At 36.0% G+C, this 16,758-nt stretch carries 17 protein-coding genes; 7 read left to right on the forward strand and 10 right to left on the reverse strand.

The window, feature by feature from the left end; genetic code table 11:
• Position 1: 1 nt before the first annotated feature.
• Positions 2-1,081, reverse strand: coding sequence for a DNA replication/repair protein RecF (recF, locus tag RM706_RS08135; RefSeq protein WP_311350558.1), 1,080 nt, complete (start codon positions 1,079-1,081; stop codon positions 2-4).
• A 114-nt stretch (positions 1,082-1,195) separates the two neighbouring features.
• Here recF and RM706_RS08140 point away from each other — a divergent pair, with 114 nt between their 5' ends.
• From RM706_RS08140 to RM706_RS08170, 7 genes are all read left to right on the forward strand, one after another.
• Positions 1,196-1,957 carry a tetratricopeptide repeat protein gene (locus RM706_RS08140; protein WP_311350559.1) on the forward strand — a complete coding sequence of 254 codons (762 nt, stop codon included), beginning with the start codon at positions 1,196-1,198 and terminating at the stop codon, positions 1,955-1,957.
• Positions 1,958-1,961: 4 nt separating this feature from the next.
• Positions 1,962-2,456, forward strand: coding sequence for a 6,7-dimethyl-8-ribityllumazine synthase (ribH, locus tag RM706_RS08145; protein WP_311350560.1), 495 nt, complete (start codon positions 1,962-1,964; stop codon positions 2,454-2,456).
• A 208-nt stretch (positions 2,457-2,664) separates the two neighbouring features.
• Positions 2,665-2,949, forward strand: coding sequence for a riboflavin synthase subunit beta (locus tag RM706_RS08150; RefSeq protein WP_311350561.1), 285 nt, complete (start codon positions 2,665-2,667; stop codon positions 2,947-2,949).
• Positions 2,949-4,778: a DNA mismatch repair endonuclease MutL gene (mutL, locus tag RM706_RS08155; RefSeq protein ID WP_311350562.1), complete on the forward strand. Its 1,830-nt coding sequence runs from the start codon at positions 2,949-2,951 to the stop codon at positions 4,776-4,778. The genes RM706_RS08150 and mutL overlap by 1 nt, the downstream gene beginning before the upstream one ends.
• A complete protein-coding gene (locus RM706_RS08160; RefSeq protein WP_311350563.1) occupies positions 4,779-5,513 on the forward strand; it encodes a rhomboid family intramembrane serine protease in 735 nt (244 codons plus the stop codon).
• A 1-nt stretch (position 5,514) separates the two neighbouring features.
• Complete coding sequence (locus tag RM706_RS08165) at positions 5,515-6,393, forward strand: rhomboid family intramembrane serine protease (RefSeq protein ID WP_311350564.1); 879 nt, start codon at positions 5,515-5,517, stop codon at positions 6,391-6,393.
• Between the two features lie 3 nt (positions 6,394-6,396).
• Positions 6,397-7,437 carry an endonuclease/exonuclease/phosphatase family protein gene (locus RM706_RS08170; RefSeq protein WP_311350565.1) on the forward strand — a complete coding sequence of 347 codons (1,041 nt, stop codon included), beginning with the start codon at positions 6,397-6,399 and terminating at the stop codon, positions 7,435-7,437.
• Here RM706_RS08170 and RM706_RS08175 read toward each other — a convergent pair.
• From RM706_RS08175 to RM706_RS08215, 9 genes are all read right to left on the reverse strand, one after another.
• The gene (locus RM706_RS08175) at positions 7,414-7,722 is read right to left on the reverse strand and encodes a DUF6122 family protein (RefSeq protein WP_311350566.1); all 309 of its coding nucleotides are present in this window, start codon (positions 7,720-7,722) and stop codon (positions 7,414-7,416) included. The genes RM706_RS08170 and RM706_RS08175 overlap by 24 nt on opposite strands.
• Positions 7,715-8,347, reverse strand: a complete 633-nt coding sequence (locus RM706_RS08180) for a WbqC family protein (protein ID WP_311350567.1) — start codon at positions 8,345-8,347, stop codon at positions 7,715-7,717. Before RM706_RS08180 ends, RM706_RS08175 begins: the two co-directional genes overlap by 8 nt.
• A gap of 17 nt (positions 8,348-8,364) precedes the next feature.
• Positions 8,365-10,074 carry a signal peptidase I gene (gene lepB, locus RM706_RS08185; RefSeq protein WP_311350568.1) on the reverse strand — a complete coding sequence of 570 codons (1,710 nt, stop codon included), beginning with the start codon at positions 10,072-10,074 and terminating at the stop codon, positions 8,365-8,367.
• Positions 10,075-10,123: 49 nt separating this feature from the next.
• Entirely contained in the window at positions 10,124-10,822 is a 699-nt protein-coding gene (gene dapB, locus RM706_RS08190) for a 4-hydroxy-tetrahydrodipicolinate reductase (RefSeq protein ID WP_311350569.1), read from the reverse strand.
• Positions 10,823-10,826: 4 nt separating this feature from the next.
• On the reverse strand, positions 10,827-11,495 hold the full coding sequence (locus RM706_RS08195) for a DUF5683 domain-containing protein (protein ID WP_311350570.1): 669 nt from the start codon (positions 11,493-11,495) through the stop codon (positions 10,827-10,829).
• The gene (locus tag RM706_RS08200) at positions 11,488-12,399 is read right to left on the reverse strand and encodes a ParB/RepB/Spo0J family partition protein (RefSeq protein ID WP_311350571.1); all 912 of its coding nucleotides are present in this window, start codon (positions 12,397-12,399) and stop codon (positions 11,488-11,490) included. The genes RM706_RS08195 and RM706_RS08200 overlap by 8 nt, the downstream gene beginning before the upstream one ends.
• Positions 12,400-13,173 (reverse strand): ParA family protein, encoded by a 774-nt coding sequence (locus RM706_RS08205; protein ID WP_311350572.1) that lies wholly within the window; start codon positions 13,171-13,173, stop codon positions 12,400-12,402.
• A gap of 147 nt (positions 13,174-13,320) precedes the next feature.
• The gene (scpA, locus tag RM706_RS08210) at positions 13,321-15,387 is read right to left on the reverse strand and encodes a methylmalonyl-CoA mutase (RefSeq protein WP_311350573.1); all 2,067 of its coding nucleotides are present in this window, start codon (positions 15,385-15,387) and stop codon (positions 13,321-13,323) included.
• Positions 15,380-16,756 carry a methylmalonyl-CoA mutase subunit beta gene (locus tag RM706_RS08215; protein WP_311350574.1) on the reverse strand — a complete coding sequence of 459 codons (1,377 nt, stop codon included), beginning with the start codon at positions 16,754-16,756 and terminating at the stop codon, positions 15,380-15,382. Before RM706_RS08215 ends, scpA begins: the two co-directional genes overlap by 8 nt.
• Between the last annotated feature and the right edge of the window lie 2 nt (positions 16,757-16,758).

A 16,758-nucleotide genomic window follows, 5' to 3' on the forward strand; every position in this document is an offset into this window, starting at 1 on the left:
ATTACAAGTTAAATATTTTGTAACTCTGATGTATGCTTTTTACCACATTTTCCGTACGGTCTGCATGGGTGTCACTGATAAAAATTTGTCCAAAGGTGTCATTATCAACTAATGAAACAATATGGGAGACCCTATTTTCATCCAACTTATCAAAAATATCATCCAAAAGTAAGATTGGTGTAGTACCTGCCTGTTTTTTTATAAAATGAAATTGAGCAAGTTTAAGAGCAATCAAAAAAGACTTTTGTTGGCCTTGACTTCCAAACTTTTTGATAGGATATCCGTCAATCGTAAATTCTAAATCATCTTTATGGATTCCAACACTAGTATATTGCATGGCTCTATCTTTTTGTACGGAATCCTTTAATAATGATATTAAGCCTTGTTCTTTTAATTTGCTTTGGTATGCTAACGAAACCCCTTCTTCTTTTCCTGAGATATTAAAATATTGTTCTTTAAAAATAGGAATGAAGGTTTCCAAAAAGCGTTGTCTTTTTGTAAAAATAGATGTTCCAAGTGTGGCTAGCTGCCCATCATAAATAGTGAGATTGTCTTGATCAAAAGTGTTATTGGCAACAAAATATTTTAATAATGAATTGCGCTGAACTAAAACCTTATTGTATTTGATAAGCGTTTGTAGGTATTCCTTATCAGATTGCGAAATTACCCCATCAATAAATTTTCTTCTGGTATCACTACCCTCAGTGATGAGATCACGGTCTGCCGGTGAAATAAGTACTAATGGTAAAAAACCGATGTGATCAGAAAATTTTTCATAAGCCTTTCCATTCCTTTTAATAACCTTTTTTAGGCCTCTTTTAAAACTGCAAACAATCTTTTCAGATCGGTTCGCTTTTTCAAATTCGCCTTCGACCATGAAAAAATCTGAACCATGTCTAATGTTCTGCGTGGCTACAGGATTGAAATAGCTTTTACCGAAAGAAAGATGGTAAATCGCATCTAAAATGTTCGTCTTGCCTATACCATTAGCACCTACAAAACAGTTGATTGTTGGGTCAAAATCTAGATTTTGAGAAGAAAAATTCTTGTAATTAACTAATGATAAGCGTTTTAAAAACATATTTTGCTTTAGGGCGAATTGGTTTTTGAATAGCAAAGATTCCAAAAATAACGAATAATTTACCTTTCGGTTTTGGATAAAAACTTTATTTTTGCGCGATTAATAAAACAAATAATGGCTACATATAAGAAGCGGGGCTACAAGCCAAAAAATAAGGCAGAGGAGCAAGAATTTGATGTGAAAGACAGTACGACGGCAGAAGTGTTCAGTACTTTAGATGAGAGCGCTTCTAAAACCGAGGCTTGGGTTTCTAAAAACCAGAACTATATTCTCGGTGTTATCGGTGCAATTGCGATTGGGGTTTTAGGATATTTGGCATATAATCAATTTGTTCAAAAGCCAAAGGAGACAAGTGCCGCAAACGAACTTTATTATCCACAACAGTATTTTGACCAGGCGATGGCCAATGAAGCAAATAAAGATTCTTTATTGAATTTGGCGTTAGTGGGGTCTGAAGGTAAATATGGCTTTTTAGATATTATTGAAGAATATAAAGGTACCAAAGCTGCAAACCTGGCGAATTATTCGGCTGGTATGGCGTATTTAAATACCCAAAATTACCAAGAGGCCATTTCTTATTTGGAAAATTTTTCTTCCGATGATGCAGTTTTAGGGGCGCTCGCGAAAGGTGCTATCGGCGATTCTTTTTCTCAATTGAATCAAGCTGAAGATGCTTTGGATTATTATGAGAAGGCTATTGCCCACAATGCTAATGCTTATACAACTCCTAAATATTTATATAAAGCAGGAATTACAGCAATGAATCTAGGATATACAGATAAGGCATTAGAGTTTTTTGAGCGTATTCAAAATGATTTCTCTTCTGCAAATGAAGCAAACAATATCGAGGCCCTTATAGGTTCTGTAAAAAAGTAGCAAAATGGCTACCGAGAATAAAAATTTATCTGTTTACGACAAATCGATAATCCCAAGCGCTAAAAAACTTCGGTTTGGAATTGTTGTTTCAGAATGGAATAACAATATTACTGAAGCATTATACAATGGGGCTTTTGATACACTGATAGATTGTGGTGCGCAAGCAGAAAATATTCTTAGATGGAATGTCCCTGGTAGTTTTGAACTTGTCTTTGGGAGCAAAAAAATGTTGACTACTCATGAGGTTGACGCGGTTATTGCTATAGGTAGTGTTGTTCGAGGTGAAACCAGTCATTTTGATTATGTATGCGGAGCTACTGCACAAGGCATTAAAGACCTTAACGTTCAATATAATACTCCAGTGATTTTTTGTGTTTTGACAGACGATTTCTTACAGCAATCTATTGACCGCAGTGGAGGAAAGCATGGTAATAAAGGTACTGAAGCCGCCATCGCAGCTATTCAAATGGCGGTTCTAGGGAGTGAAGTTAAAGCTTAAGAACTAATTCAAACACAAATTCAAAAATCTTGTCAAGTCCAAGACTCAATCTTAAGTTTACCTTAAAAAGCGATAAGAGTGAGTTTTGAGGTATTGTTCAGAAGAAAATCAAGGATGGTTACGAAACATCTGTTAACATTTTTTGTGAGCTAGGTGATAGCGTACTTTTCCTTTTTAATTACCTTTGAGAACATAGTGAAAGGACATAATGCGAAACTTTTTAAAACTTAGAGGAAATAGAACTTTCGAATATAAACCACGTTATTATAAAGGTGAGGGTAGTCCATTCAAGATTGAACATAAACTTGATAAATACCGGAGTACAGCAACAAGCAATAGAGGGTTAAAGAATAAGTTTTCCTCAGCTTTTGATGATTTAAAGACAGAAGGAGATAGAAATCTTAAAATACGTTTTTTAATTATCTTGGCGGTCTTAGTTTTGCTATTTCTATACATTATTGACTTCGATTTGTCCATATTTTTCAAACCTTAATGGCCGACATTATAAAACTTTTACCGGACCATGTCGCCAATCAAATTGCAGCGGGTGAGGTAGTGCAACGACCAGCTTCTGTTGTGAAGGAGTTATTGGAAAATGCTATTGATGCTGGCGCAAGCAATGTTAAGCTAATTGTTAAAGACGGAGGTAAATCACTTATTCATGTTGTTGATAATGGTAGTGGAATGAGTGAAATTGATGCTCGACTTTCTTTTGAACGTCACGCTACTTCAAAAATTTCTGCTGCTGAAGATTTGTTTAATTTGAACACTAAGGGGTTTAGAGGTGAAGCTTTGGCTTCTATTGCCGCTATTGCTCACGTTGATCTACAAACTAAACTTGATGGGGCTGATATAGGTTCTCATTTAAAAATAGAGGGCAGTAAAGTTATTTCGCAAGAGGTTAGTGCTACACCAAAAGGGACTTCTATTGCCGTTAAAAATCTGTTTTTCAATATTCCCGCCCGCAGAAATTTTTTAAAATCAAATCAAGTAGAGTTGCGTCACATCACAGATGAATTTCAGCGGGTAGCTTTGGTACATCACGAAGTTGCTTTTCAATTTTATAATAATGGCTCTGAGCTCTTTAATTTGCCCATTGAAAGCTTTCGACAACGGATTGTTCATGTTTTTGGCAATCGTATGAACGAGCGATTGGTACCTGTTGAAGAGGAGACAGAAGTACTCAAGGTATCTGGCTTTATTTGCAAACCTGAATTTGCAAAAAAGAGCAGGGGCGAACAATTTTTCTTTGCCAATGGAAGATTTATTAAAAGCCCTTATCTGCATCATGCCCTTATTGCAGCATTTGAAGGATTAATAAAATCAGAGATGCAACCAGGCTATTTTCTTTTTTTAGATGTGGACCCTGGGTCGATTGATATTAATATACATCCAACAAAAACCGAAGTAAAGTTTGATGACGAGAATACACTATATGCTATATTACGTTCCACAATCAAGCATAGTTTGGGGCAGTTTAACGTTGTTCCAGCTTTAGATTTTGAACATGACAATAATTTACAGACTCCCTATTCATATCAAGGTAAAGAAGCGATTCTACCCCGAGTAACAGTAGATTCTAGATTTAACCCTTTTGATGAAGGCTCCCAAATAACCAAAAAAGCTGGAAATACCTTTAGAAAGGAATCTGCTGAGGGATGGGAAAATTTATATGTAGATTCTGTTGAAAATGATACGCCTTTTAGTAGTGTTCATTTTGAATCAGAAATTGAAACTCCTGATATTTTTGAAGGAGAAACGGAAGATTTAGATACCAATCAGATTACGTTTCAGTTGCGACGGAAATATATTGTGACCACAATAAAATCAGGCATGTTGGTCGTTAACCAAAATCGAGCGCACCAAAGAGTATTGTATGAAAGATTCCTTGGTGATGATACCCTAAAACAAGGTGCTAGCCAACAATTGTTGTTTCCGCTACAGTTAGAGTTTACTGTACAAGAGATTGAACAACTTAAAGGACTTTGTGAAAATCTTGCTGTTTTAGGATTTATTTTGACATTTGATAATGAAGAACAAGTCACTGTGTCTGGTATTCCGAATATCATGACAGAAACCTCAATTGGCATGGTATTGGCTGAGTTAGTAGAAAATAGGAACGATTCAATCTCACCGGCAGATTTTATGGCAAAAACGCTTTGTAAAACTATTGCTCTTAAAACTGGACAAGCGATGGATGCAGAATCACAAATGGCTTTAGTCAATGATCTTTTTGGTTGTAAAGAGTCTAAATTAGACCCGTTCAATAGAATAATTTATACGACGATAGAGACTGAGGCGATAGAAAAAAAATTTATGTAAATGGGAAGGTTGACAGATGCGATTAAGCATTTATTAATAATAAACGTACTCTTTTTCGTTGCTACGCAACTGTATGGAGACCAAATGTATCTATGGTTTTCTCTATGGTTCCCTGAAAGTTCAAATTTTCGATGGTGGCAAATCGTCTCCCATATGTTCATGCACGGTGGCTTTATGCATATTCTTTTTAATATGTATGCATTGTGGGCGTTTGGTTCTCCTTTAGAAAGTGCTTGGGGACGCAATAAATTTCTGTTCTTTTATTTCTCAGCTGGCCTTGGAGCCGCATTATTGCATACGGCAGTCAATTATTATTATTTTAATGAAGGCTTGGAAGCTCTTGTAAATAGTGGAGTATCAAGAAGTCAAGTTCTAGAAACATTAAAGAATGGGCAATATAGTCCTGGTTGGAATGATATTGTGGGAAGAGATACTGTTGATGGAATGTTGTCCGCCTTTAATACACCGGCTGTTGGCGCTTCTGGTGCCGTTTATGGGGTTTTGGTAGCTTTCGCATTCATGTACCCCAATGCAGAGCTAATGCTTATTTTTCTGCCAGTTCCTATAAAGGCGAAGTATTTCGTTCCACTAATCATACTCGGTGATTTATTTTTTGGTATTTCAGGTGCTAACACGGGTATTGCTCATTTTGCACATATCGGAGGAGCTTTAATCGGCTTTATCATAATGTGGTACTGGAAAAAAAACCAGTTTAATAAAAACCGTTGGAACTAATATGGCAGGTGGAAATTTACAATATCAATTTGCACGGTTAAATTTTGCAGAAAAATTAATTGCGGTAAACGTGCTTATTTTTTTATTGGTAAACCTATTACCAGTTCTATTTGGTATTTCAAGTGAACAGATAATAAGCTGGTTTGAGTTGCCGGAAGCTATAGTCCCTTTTATATCACAACCATGGTCTATTGTTACTTATTCCTTTTTTCATGCAGGTTTTGGGCATATTTTTTGGAACATGTTGTTACTCTACTTTTTTGGTCGAATCTTTTTTAACCTTTTTGACAGTCAGAAGTTCATAGCGGTCTATTTTCTAGGTGTTATTATTGGTGGGGCATTGTTTATTATGGCATACAATGTTTTTCCGACGCTATCTGATACCAATGCTATACTTATTGGGGCGTCTGCAGGAGTTACGGCGGTCTTAATTTTTACATGTACTTATATTCCCAATCAAGAAATACGGATTATTTTCTTTAATGTAAAGCTTTGGCAATTGGGCGCATTTGTAATTTTAAAAGATGTAGTTACCCTAGCTTCAGGGGAAAACGTTGGTGGAATGTTTGCTCATTTAGGAGGGGCACTATTGGGTTATGTTTACGCAAGGCAATTATTTAAGGGCAGAGATATTGGCGAAGGTTTTATTAATTTTTTAAATAATATAGGCGATTTGTTTAAACCTAGTCAAAAGAAAGCACCTTTAAAGACTGTTTATAAAAAGAACACTACAAAGCGTACAGGAAGTAAGGTCGACTATGATAAAGAAACCCGACAAAGAAAAATAGATGCTATATTAGACAAAATCAGTAAATCTGGTTATGAAAGTTTATCACAAGCTGAAAAAGATTTTCTGTTTAAAGCAGGTAAAGAAGATTAAGGGTTGAAAAGAAAGCTATTCTTTTATAGGTTGTTATTGGGTTTAAATATTGTTTTCGCATCATTACTTTTGCTAACACTATTCTCCTACTTTTTTAATGTGTCGGGTTTTTTATCTGTATTAAGTCTTGCAGTTCCTTTGTTATATGTTATCAATGCTGTTTTCTTGTGTTTTTGGTTAGTTAAACGCAAAACAGTTTTATTAATTTCTGCAGGACTTTTATTGATATCGCATATTGTATTTGGTAGTTTCTACAAGATTAATTTTGAAGATAGTAATCCCAAAAAAAAGAAAGAGCTTAAGGTGTTAAGCTATAATGTATGGGGTTTTAACAAAAATGAATGGATTAGAGAACCGAACATTGGTGATAAAATCACTGAGTTTATCAGTAAGCAAAACCCCGATATTCTATGTTTACAAGAACATAGTAGAATACGCTATCAACAATTACGACAATACACATATAGAAGTGAAACACCTAAAACAATACCAAAAAGCATACAAGCAATTTTTTCAAAATTTCCGATTATAGATGAAGGGTCTTTAAATCTACCAAACACTCCAAATAATGTAATTTTCGCTGATATTTTAATTGGTAATGACACTATACGGGTCTATAATATTCATTTACAATCCTTCAATATTGTACCTAATACTGAAATATTAACAGAAGAGAAAACAACAAAAAGGACATATAAAAAAATTAATGAAACGTTTGAAAAACAACTGGAACAAGCTAAAATTATTAGAGATCATATGAATAGTATAAATTATCGTAAAATCATTATGGGAGATTTTAATAATACTCAGTTTTCTAATGTATACCGTACCATAAATAATAATTTTCAGGATAGCTTTTTAGAAAAAGGATCAGCGTTAGGTAAAACCTATGAGCTATTTGGCTTTCCAATGCGAATCGATTATATTTTTGCTGATAACAATTTTGAATTTACCTCACATACGAATTTTGATATAAAATTATCAGACCATTATCCAGTTATGGCCACCGTAAAATTAAAGTCAGATAAAGGCGCAGTCGACTAGGTCTGCCAAAATATGAATGAGTAAACCCAAACCTAGTATTCTTGTTTTTTTTAAATATGTTAATATTAGATATATGGCTATTGCCCAATAACTGTGCAGGGGATGAAAATTAACACTACATCGATTCGAGTCAAAAATTGGATTTGCCAATAAATGATCCAAGTCTATTAGCATACTTGCTAAGAGTATTAAAATTATTTTAAGTTGGTCTTTTTTGAAAAAGAAAAGGCCTATGGCTATAGGCACTATAAAGTGAATTCCATAGTGTAAAATATGCCTAAGCATTTAAAAAAGGTAGATTTTGATTTTTCAAATAGCTTAATGCATTTGTACCCTCATTGAATAATAAGTCAAGACTGCAGGTATTTGGTGTAAAACCATTTCGATGTTCAAAAACTTGAAAATAAGGAGTGTTTTTGAATGCAAGTTCTTTTTTAGCATTTACCAAAAACCGACCATCAATACCTTGGTTGAAACCAGATTGATAGCTATTAGTCTTTTCTTTTGATGGCATAATACCCAACGCTTCAGAGATAAATTCGATGCTCTCAAGATTAAAATCCATTAGAAATTCATACCTCTTAGCGAATAAAGGCTCCAATTCATCTTCATAAAATTCAAAAAAAGCAGATGTTCTATATGCTGTTTCCAGAGTTCTCCAATGTTGTTGTTGCCAACGATAACTATTATCAATCTTAACGTCTTTATACTTTTGACGTCCTGAACTACCACCGACATGTTTAATCGGTATGGTTAACAGATGTTTACCTTGATCAGTACAAATGTGACAACGGTTCCGATAAGTCTGCTTTTGGTAGTTATCTTGGGTTTCCCAAACAATTTGGTGTTTTTCCATAGTGACAACAGTTGCTATATTGGGGAAATATGCTGGATGGAGTAATACCTTCAAACTATATGATTAAGTAGTTAGGTTGTCGATTTTGACTTTCTTTTTTTTCTAAAAAAGTCAAATACAAAATAGCCTGCCAATAAGATTAAAAAATATTTGAAATAAGAAACAGGTTCGCCACTGCCACCAACAGTAGTGAAAATACGATCCCAACGCAATTTTTCATTGAATTTGATGCCATCTTGAAAATTGTCAAAACTTAACCAAATAAAGACAGGCTTACCAACAATATGGTCTTCAGCTACATAGCCCCAAGCTCGACTATCTTCAGAATGATCACGATTATCACCCATCATCCAATAATAATCTTGCTTAAATGTATATGAATTGACTTCTTTACCATTGATGAGTACTCGGTTAGCCTCTACCTTGACATCGTTATGTTCGTAATCTCGTATAATCTTTTTGTAAAGCGGAATTGTTTTTTTGTTGATTTCAACAGTGTTTCCAGCTTTTGGAATATAAATGGGACCAAAATTGTCAACATTCCATCGATAATATGGGCTTTGAGGAAAAACATTGTAACCAGGTTCACCGGCTGGATTTACTTCCATGACAACAGAATCTATTGCCGAATTAGCTCTGAGTTGTTCGACCATTTCATCTGTCATGTTAGCAACTTTTGAACGTGGAGACTCTTCCTTTAAAGAAAGGCGCAATTGTCGTATCAACTCAATAGGAAGGCCTTTCGGTTCTGTATAAATGGCAGGCTTTCCATTTTCATCAGTCCCAACGGCAATTCCATTAGCGCGTAGCACATTATATTGGTTTTGTGATAATGTAGCGGGAATATATTTTCTGGTATAGTCTGTTGCTTCTATTTCATTTAATAACCTACTCGAAACTCCTTTAGAAGAATAAACGATATAATTATTCATGACCTTAGCTCGATCGGAAAGTCGCAATTTTTTACCATTGATATGCACATAACCATCAATAACAGCTAACGAATCACCAGGTGTGCCTACGCAACGCTTAACATAATTTGATTTCTTGTCAATTGGTTTTTCAACACCTTCAGATTTCACAAAAAACTGTTGCACAGTATCAGCAGGCCAACTAAATACAACAATATCATTTTTTTTTGGTGTCTGAAAACCTGGAAGCCTGAAATATGGAATTTGAGGTTCATTGAGATAAGACCTCTTTTTTATAATTGGAATAGTATCATGAACCATTGGAGCTGCTACTGCGGTCATCGGTGTTCTAGCTCCAAAATGAAATTTACTTACAAATAAAAAGTCGCCAATTCTCAAAGTACGCTCCAATGAACCAGTGGGTATGACATAAGGTTGAATAAAATAGGTGTGGACAAAGGTTGCAGCAACAATGGCGAAAACAATAGAGCTTACCCATTCGCCCAAACCTGTTCGTGGTTTTAAGTCACGATTTTCAATGTAATTAACATCTTCGACATAGTTGATATAGGCGATGTAAAAACCAAGTGTCAAAATAACTAGCCAAGTATCCACTAATTTGTTCTTACCAAAGCTTCTAATAGTTTCGACCCAAACCACAGGAAACATCAATAAATTAATTATTGGTATGAATAGCAACAGAACCCACCATTTAGGTCTGTTGATAATTTGCATTAATACAATACCGTTATAAACTGGTATGGCAGCTTCCCATGCTTTTCGACCGGCTTTTACATATAACTTCCAAGTACCAAGAAAATGAATGACCTGAATAATCAGAATAAAAATAATCCACTGTGTACCGTTCATAAATTAGTTTGTTTCTTAGACTGAGCTAAGTGTTTTTTGTTACGATTTACTATAGATTTAACACATCTTTCATAGAAAAAATACCCGTTTTGCCTTGAATCCATTCGGCGGCAACTAAAGCGCCCAACGCAAAACCTTCGCGATTATGAGCGGTATGCTTAATTTCAATGGCATCAACTAAACTTTCATAAGTAATGGTATGCGTCCCAGGAACCTTGCCAATTCTTTTTGATGTTATCGGAATTTCATTTTCTTCTACTTCATCCATTTTCCAACCCGAATATACAGCGTTTTCGATAATTCCTTCGGCTAAGGTGATTGCGGTACCACTTGGAGCATCTAATTTTTGAGTATGGTGCGTTTCTTCAAGTGACACTTTGTATTGCTCAAGATTGGCAATCATTTTTGCCAAACTTTTATTTAACTCAAAAAAGATATTTACTCCAAGACTAAAGTTAGAGGCATAGATAAAGGCACTTTTATTACGATTACAGATAGACTTTGCCTCATTCATTTTTGATAACCAACCTGTAGTTCCCGAGATTACGGGCACATTATGTTCAAAACAATTGGTAATATTTTCGAAGGCAGCATCAGGAGTGCTAAAATCGATGGCGACATCAATATTTGAATAATCGATATTAGCATTATCAACATCAATTTTAGCTACAATTTGGTGCCCTCGAGTAATGCCAATCTTTTCAAGCATTTGCCCCATCTTTCCATATCCGAATAAAGCTATATTCATTTTATCAGAATTTCACCACTAATGCCAATCCATAGTTAGGATCCGCATTTATGGGATTAAGGTTTATGTAGGGCTTAATATCCATGGCTAGTCTATCGTCAACATTATACTGTTTTAAATGTGCATCAACATTGGCGTCTATTACATTTAAAGCGTATAAAGCAATGGTAATCAATAAGGCTAAATCACGATTTCGCTGAGCAGCTTCCTGAGCATCTTGTAAAGCTTCATCAGAGACATCGGCTGTAGTTTTATTTAGATCTGGTTCTCCCAAATCAAAAAATTCATCGTCTGTAAATCCAGCACGTCTTCGTTTAAATGCATCACGAAAACGTCTGTACTCGGTATTGTTTGCTGAATAACTCGCCACGCCAAGCCCAATAGCACCCCAGACTATAGGGGCCTTCCAATAGCGTTTATTATAAATCTGTCCTAATCCAGGAAGAATAGTAGAATAAAAGGCAGCTTTGCTTGGCGCTAAAGGATTTATAACGAGTTGTTCATAAGTGACCTCTTCAAAAACAACACCCTCCTCAGCAAGGCCTGTTTTAAGTGAATCAGCCTTTTGTTCAGGAAGGGCTTCTTTTTTTTTATCTTCTTGTTCTTCTTGTTGTGAAAAAATAAAGGAATTAAAGATTAAAAAAAGAACAAAAAAGCAACTTAGTTTACTCACCTGATAATATTTTTTTCAGTCGTTGAAATTCTTCTTTTGAATGAAATGGAATTACAATTTTTCCTTTTCCGGAAGCAGATGATGAAACATCAACTTTAACGGCAAGATGATTTTTGATGGAATCGATATGTTTTGATATATATCCAGGAAGTTCTTTAGAACTGTTTTTAGCTAACGACGTAGATTTTCCTTTTTTATCATCGCGAAGCTCTTTGACCAATTGTTCGGTTTCTCGAACTGATAATTTTTCAGTCAAAATACGTTCATAAATACCCAATTGGTTCTTCTTCTTTTCAATATTTACCAATGCTCGACCATGCCCCATGCTTAAAAATCCATCTCGCATTCCGGTTTGAATAATAGGGTCTAATTTTAAAAGTCGCAAATAGTTGGTGATAGTAGACCTTTTTTTGCCTACCCGATCACTCATTTTTTCTTGGGTCAATTGAATTTCATCAATCAATCGTTGGTATGAAAGTGCAATTTCAATTGGATCAAGGTCTTGTCTTTGTATATTTTCTACCAAAGCCATCTCTAATGACTCTTGGTCATTCGCAATTCTGATATAGGCAGGAATGGTTTCTAAACCTACAAGTTTTGAGGCACGATAACGCCGCTCACCTGATACCAATTGAAATTTGTTAAAATCAAGTTTTCGAACTGTAATCGGTTGAATTATTCCCAACTCACGAATTGAACTGGCCAGCTCTTGCAAAGCCTCATCATTGAAATTGGAACGGGGTTGAAACGGATTTACTTCAATAGAATCAATTTCAAGCTCCACAACATTGCCAATAACTTTATCAGCATTCTTGTCTGATACCGATTGAATATCGTTTTCAGGGTCTTTTAATAATGCAGATAGACCTCTGCCCAGAGCTTGTTTTTTTGTTGCTTTCGCCATTTAAACGGTCTCCTTGTTTTTATTCAAAATTTCATTTGCCAAGTTTAAATAGTTCGAGGCTCCTTTACTGCTAGCATCATATTTTATAATGCTTTCTCCATAACTTGGTGCTTCACTCAACTTAACATTACGTTGTATAATGGTATCGAATACCATGTCGGCAAAATGTTTTTTCACTTCTTCGACTACTTGGTTTGATAGGCGCAAACGTGAATCGAACATGGTCAACAACATGCCTTCAATATCCAAATCAGGATTGTGAATTTTTTGAACACTTTTAACTGTATTTAAAAGTTTCCCAAGTCCTTCAAGAGCAAAATACTCACATTGAATAGGAATCACAACAGAATCAGCCGCTGTTAACGCATTCAAAGTCAGCAAGCCCAATGATGGGGCACAATCGATCAAAATATAATCATAACTTTCCTTTAGGCTGCCAATCGCCTGCTTCATCATGTATTCTCTATTGTCCTTATCCACTAGTTCAATTTCAATGGCCACAAGGTCAATATGTGAAGGAATCAAGTCTACGTTTGGAGAATCTGTGGTAAGAATTGTATCTAGAGCATTTGAAGTATGCTCTAACAATTGGTACGTACCTTTTTCAACACTGTCTACATCAACACCAAGTCCAGAGGTGGCATTTGCCTGGGGGTCAGCATCAATAAGAAGCACTTTTTTCTCTAAAACACCCAAAGAGGCCGCTAGGTTTACTGTTGTTGTGGTCTTACCAACCCCTCCCTTCTGATTAGCAATAGCAATAATTTTGCCCATTTATCAAGTAAGTTAAAAGGTAAAAATACGATTATTTACAACGCTGTAAAATGTATTTTGTTAACACAAAGTGAATAAGTATTGCTATCTGCGTTAAGGAAAGTTAAAGTTTAAATGAAGTTATTTATTTAACTGTAATTCTCTCAGCTAATCCATTAAAATTTCTAAGATTTCTATAGCGGCTTCACTAATTTTTGTTCCTGGTCCGAAAACCGAAATTGCCCCACTTTTATATAAAAAATCATAATCTTGTTTGGGGATGACTCCACCCACAATGACCATAATATCTTCTCTACTATAATGTTTTAGTTCTTTAATAACTTCTGGCACTAATGTTTTATGCCCGCCTGCCAATGAAGAAATACCTAATACATGTACATCATTTTCAACAGCTTGCTTTGCTACTTCTGCGGGAGTTTGAAACAATGGACCAATATCCACATCAAAGCCTAAGTCTGCATACCCAGTAGCGACTACTTTTGCTCCTCTATCATGACCATCTTGACCCATCTTTGCCACCATTATACGAGGGCGACGCCCCTCATTCTCGGCGAAGTCGTCTGCCATCTGCTTAGCTTTTTCAAAGCTTTTATCGTTTTTGATTTCTTTTGAATACACACCGCTTACTGATTGAATTTGAGCACGATAACGACCAAAAGCCTTTTCCATGGCATCACTGATTTCTCCCAGTGTGGCTCGTTCTCTTGCTGCTGTTACGGCTAAAGCTAGCAAATTTTTACTGGTTTTGCCTTTCATTTTTAAAGCTGCGGCATTTTCTATCTTTTGCAAGGCTTCTGAAACTTTCTCTGTGTTTCTTGAAGCCTTTATTTCAGCTAAACTGCTCACTTGCCGTTGACGTACTTTCTGATTGTCTACTTCAAGAATTTGTAAATCGTCTTCGTCTTCCAAAACATATTTGTTGACTCCTACCAACACTTCTTGACCGCTATCTAAACGGGCCTGTTTTTTGGCTGCAGCTTCTTCAATACGGAGTTTTGGAATTCCTGCTTCAATAGCTTTGGTCATTCCACCTAATTCTTCTACTTCATTGATAAGTCTCCATGCCTCATCTGCTATGGTTTTGGTCAAACCTTCAACATAATAGCTACCTGCCCATGGATCAACAGTTTTTGTGATTTGTGTTTCGTTCTGTAAATAAATTTGAGTGTTTCGTGCAATTCGAGCTGAAAAATCTGTCGGTAGGGCAATGGCTTCATCCAAGGCATTGGTGTGAAGACTTTGGGTGCCCCCCAAAGCAGCTGCCATAGCTTCAATGGTGGTTCTCGCAACATTATTAAAAGGGTCTTGCTCGGTTAGGCTCCAACCACTTGTTTGGGAATGTGTTCGCAACATCAGCGATTTTTCATTTTTTGGATCGAACTGTTTTACCAATTTGGTCCATAGCATTCGTGCAGCGCGCATTTTGGCAATTTCAGTAAAATGGTTCATGCCAATACCCCAAAAGAAAGATAGACGTGGCGCGAAATCATCGATTTTCAACCCTGCTTTTATTCCTGTTTTAATATATTCGATTCCATCGGCCAACGTATAGGCTATTTCTAAAGCTGCAGGTGCGCCAGCTTCATGCATATGGTAACCAGAAATACTGATACTGTTAAATCTGGGCATTTTTTGACTTGTATATTCAAAAATGTCAGCAATTATTTGAATGGATGGCGCTGGAGGGTATATATAAGTATTGCGCACCATGAATTCTTTCAAAATATCATTTTGGATAGTACCCGAAAGTTGATTTAAGGCAACCCCTTGTTCTTCTGCAGCTACAATATAGAACGCCATAATGGGAAGCACCGCACCATTCATGGTCATGGAAACCGACATTTTGTCTAGCGGAATTTGGTCAAAGAGAATTTTCATGTCCTCGACCGAATCAATTGCTACCCCTGCTTTGCCCACATCCCCCACAACCCGTTCATTGTCACTATCATATCCGCGATGCGTTGGTAGGTCAAAGGCCACTGACAAACCTTTTTGCCCTGCTTCTAAATTTCTTCTGTAAAAAGCGTTGCTTTCTTCAGCAGTAGAGAATCCGGCATACTGGCGAATGGTCCAAGGTCTGCGAACATACATGGTGGAATACGGTCCACGAAGAAAGGGTGGAATTCCTGCCGCAAAGTCAAAACCGGAATTTGAATTTTGTGGTTTAAGTTTTGGATCTTGCAGCTTGATATTTTGAAGATTTTTTCTACTCATCTTTCAAACGATTTTGTTCCGTTGCTTCTGAAAGTCTTTTTTCGATAATTGGCTCGATAACGGTTTTGCGTTTTTCTCTTTTGACAAAAGGATATAGTTCTAAATCACCCTTTATTTTATCATCAGGATTTTGGTATTTGTTTGTGCCCAATAACACCAGTTCTCCCGAATCAAACTTTGTTTGCTCTTTTGCAGCACTTTCTTTTATCTTTTTTTGGATGATACCTCCTTTTAATTGTTTTAAAAAACCGCCTGCAGCTTCAATTTGTTTGAAAAGTGCTAAGGCCTTCTCCGCCAATTGTTGTGCTAAACTTTCAATATAATATGAACCTTCAACTGCATGGACTGCTTCATCAAAATAACTCTCTTCTTTTAATAACAGCAACTGGTTTCTTGCGATGCGTTCCCCAAACTCATTGTCTTTATGATATAGCGCATCATAGGGTAAGTTGCAAACCGTATCTCCACCGCCCAATACTGCCGACATACATTCAGAGGTTGTGCGAAGCATGTTGACGTTATAATCGTAAATGGTTTTATTTCGTTTACTTGGAATAGTAATTATATGGCAATCTATAGTAACGTTATAGGCCTCAGAAAGACTTTGAATCAACCATCGCAAAGCCTTGATTTTTGCAATTTCGAAAAAGTAGTTACCTCCGACGGCCACCTTAATGGTCAACGATAATTTTTTGAGATTTTTAAAATGATTCAAATATTCATTGGCATGTGCTAGGGTATATGCCAATTGTTGCACCATATTGGCACCCGCATTTTGGTAAAGTCCTAAATCAACACCTAAAATAGCTGTATTTGACTTATTGCTCTTGGCCAAAATACTTTCCAGAATTTCATGGTCTTTTTCTAGGGAATGATACCAATTCCCGGTCTTTGCTAAATTTCCTAGAATATCAATATTCAAGAAAATTTTACCGTCCTTACCTCCTATAAATTCAAATAATTTTGATTTGAAATCCAAATCTAAAAACTCAAAATTTAGATGAATCGAGACAGTATTTAAATCAATTTTTTCAAAAAGCTTACCCCAATCAATAAGGGGGTTTGTCATTGTGAATACCAAAGAAGAAGCTCCACGAGACAATACGTCTAATGCTTTTTTATTGGCGAGGGTATCATCTTGAGCATAAATTACTTGTCCAACAGTCCAAGTATGATCTCTAGGCAGTGGATACGTGTCAATTTCCTTTAAATCCTCACTATGATAAAAAGGTTTTACGTGAATTCCTTCTAATGATTCCCAAATTAAGCTCTTATTATAATCCGCTCCCTTAAGGTCAAATTGAATTTTTTGTTTCCATTGCTTGGCTGAAACTTCTGGAAATTCTGAAAAAAGTGCTTCGCTTTTCATGC

This window comes from Croceitalea rosinachiae (assembly GCF_031846445.1).
GTDB classification, from domain to species: Bacteria; Bacteroidota; Bacteroidia; order Flavobacteriales; family Flavobacteriaceae; genus Croceitalea; species Croceitalea rosinachiae.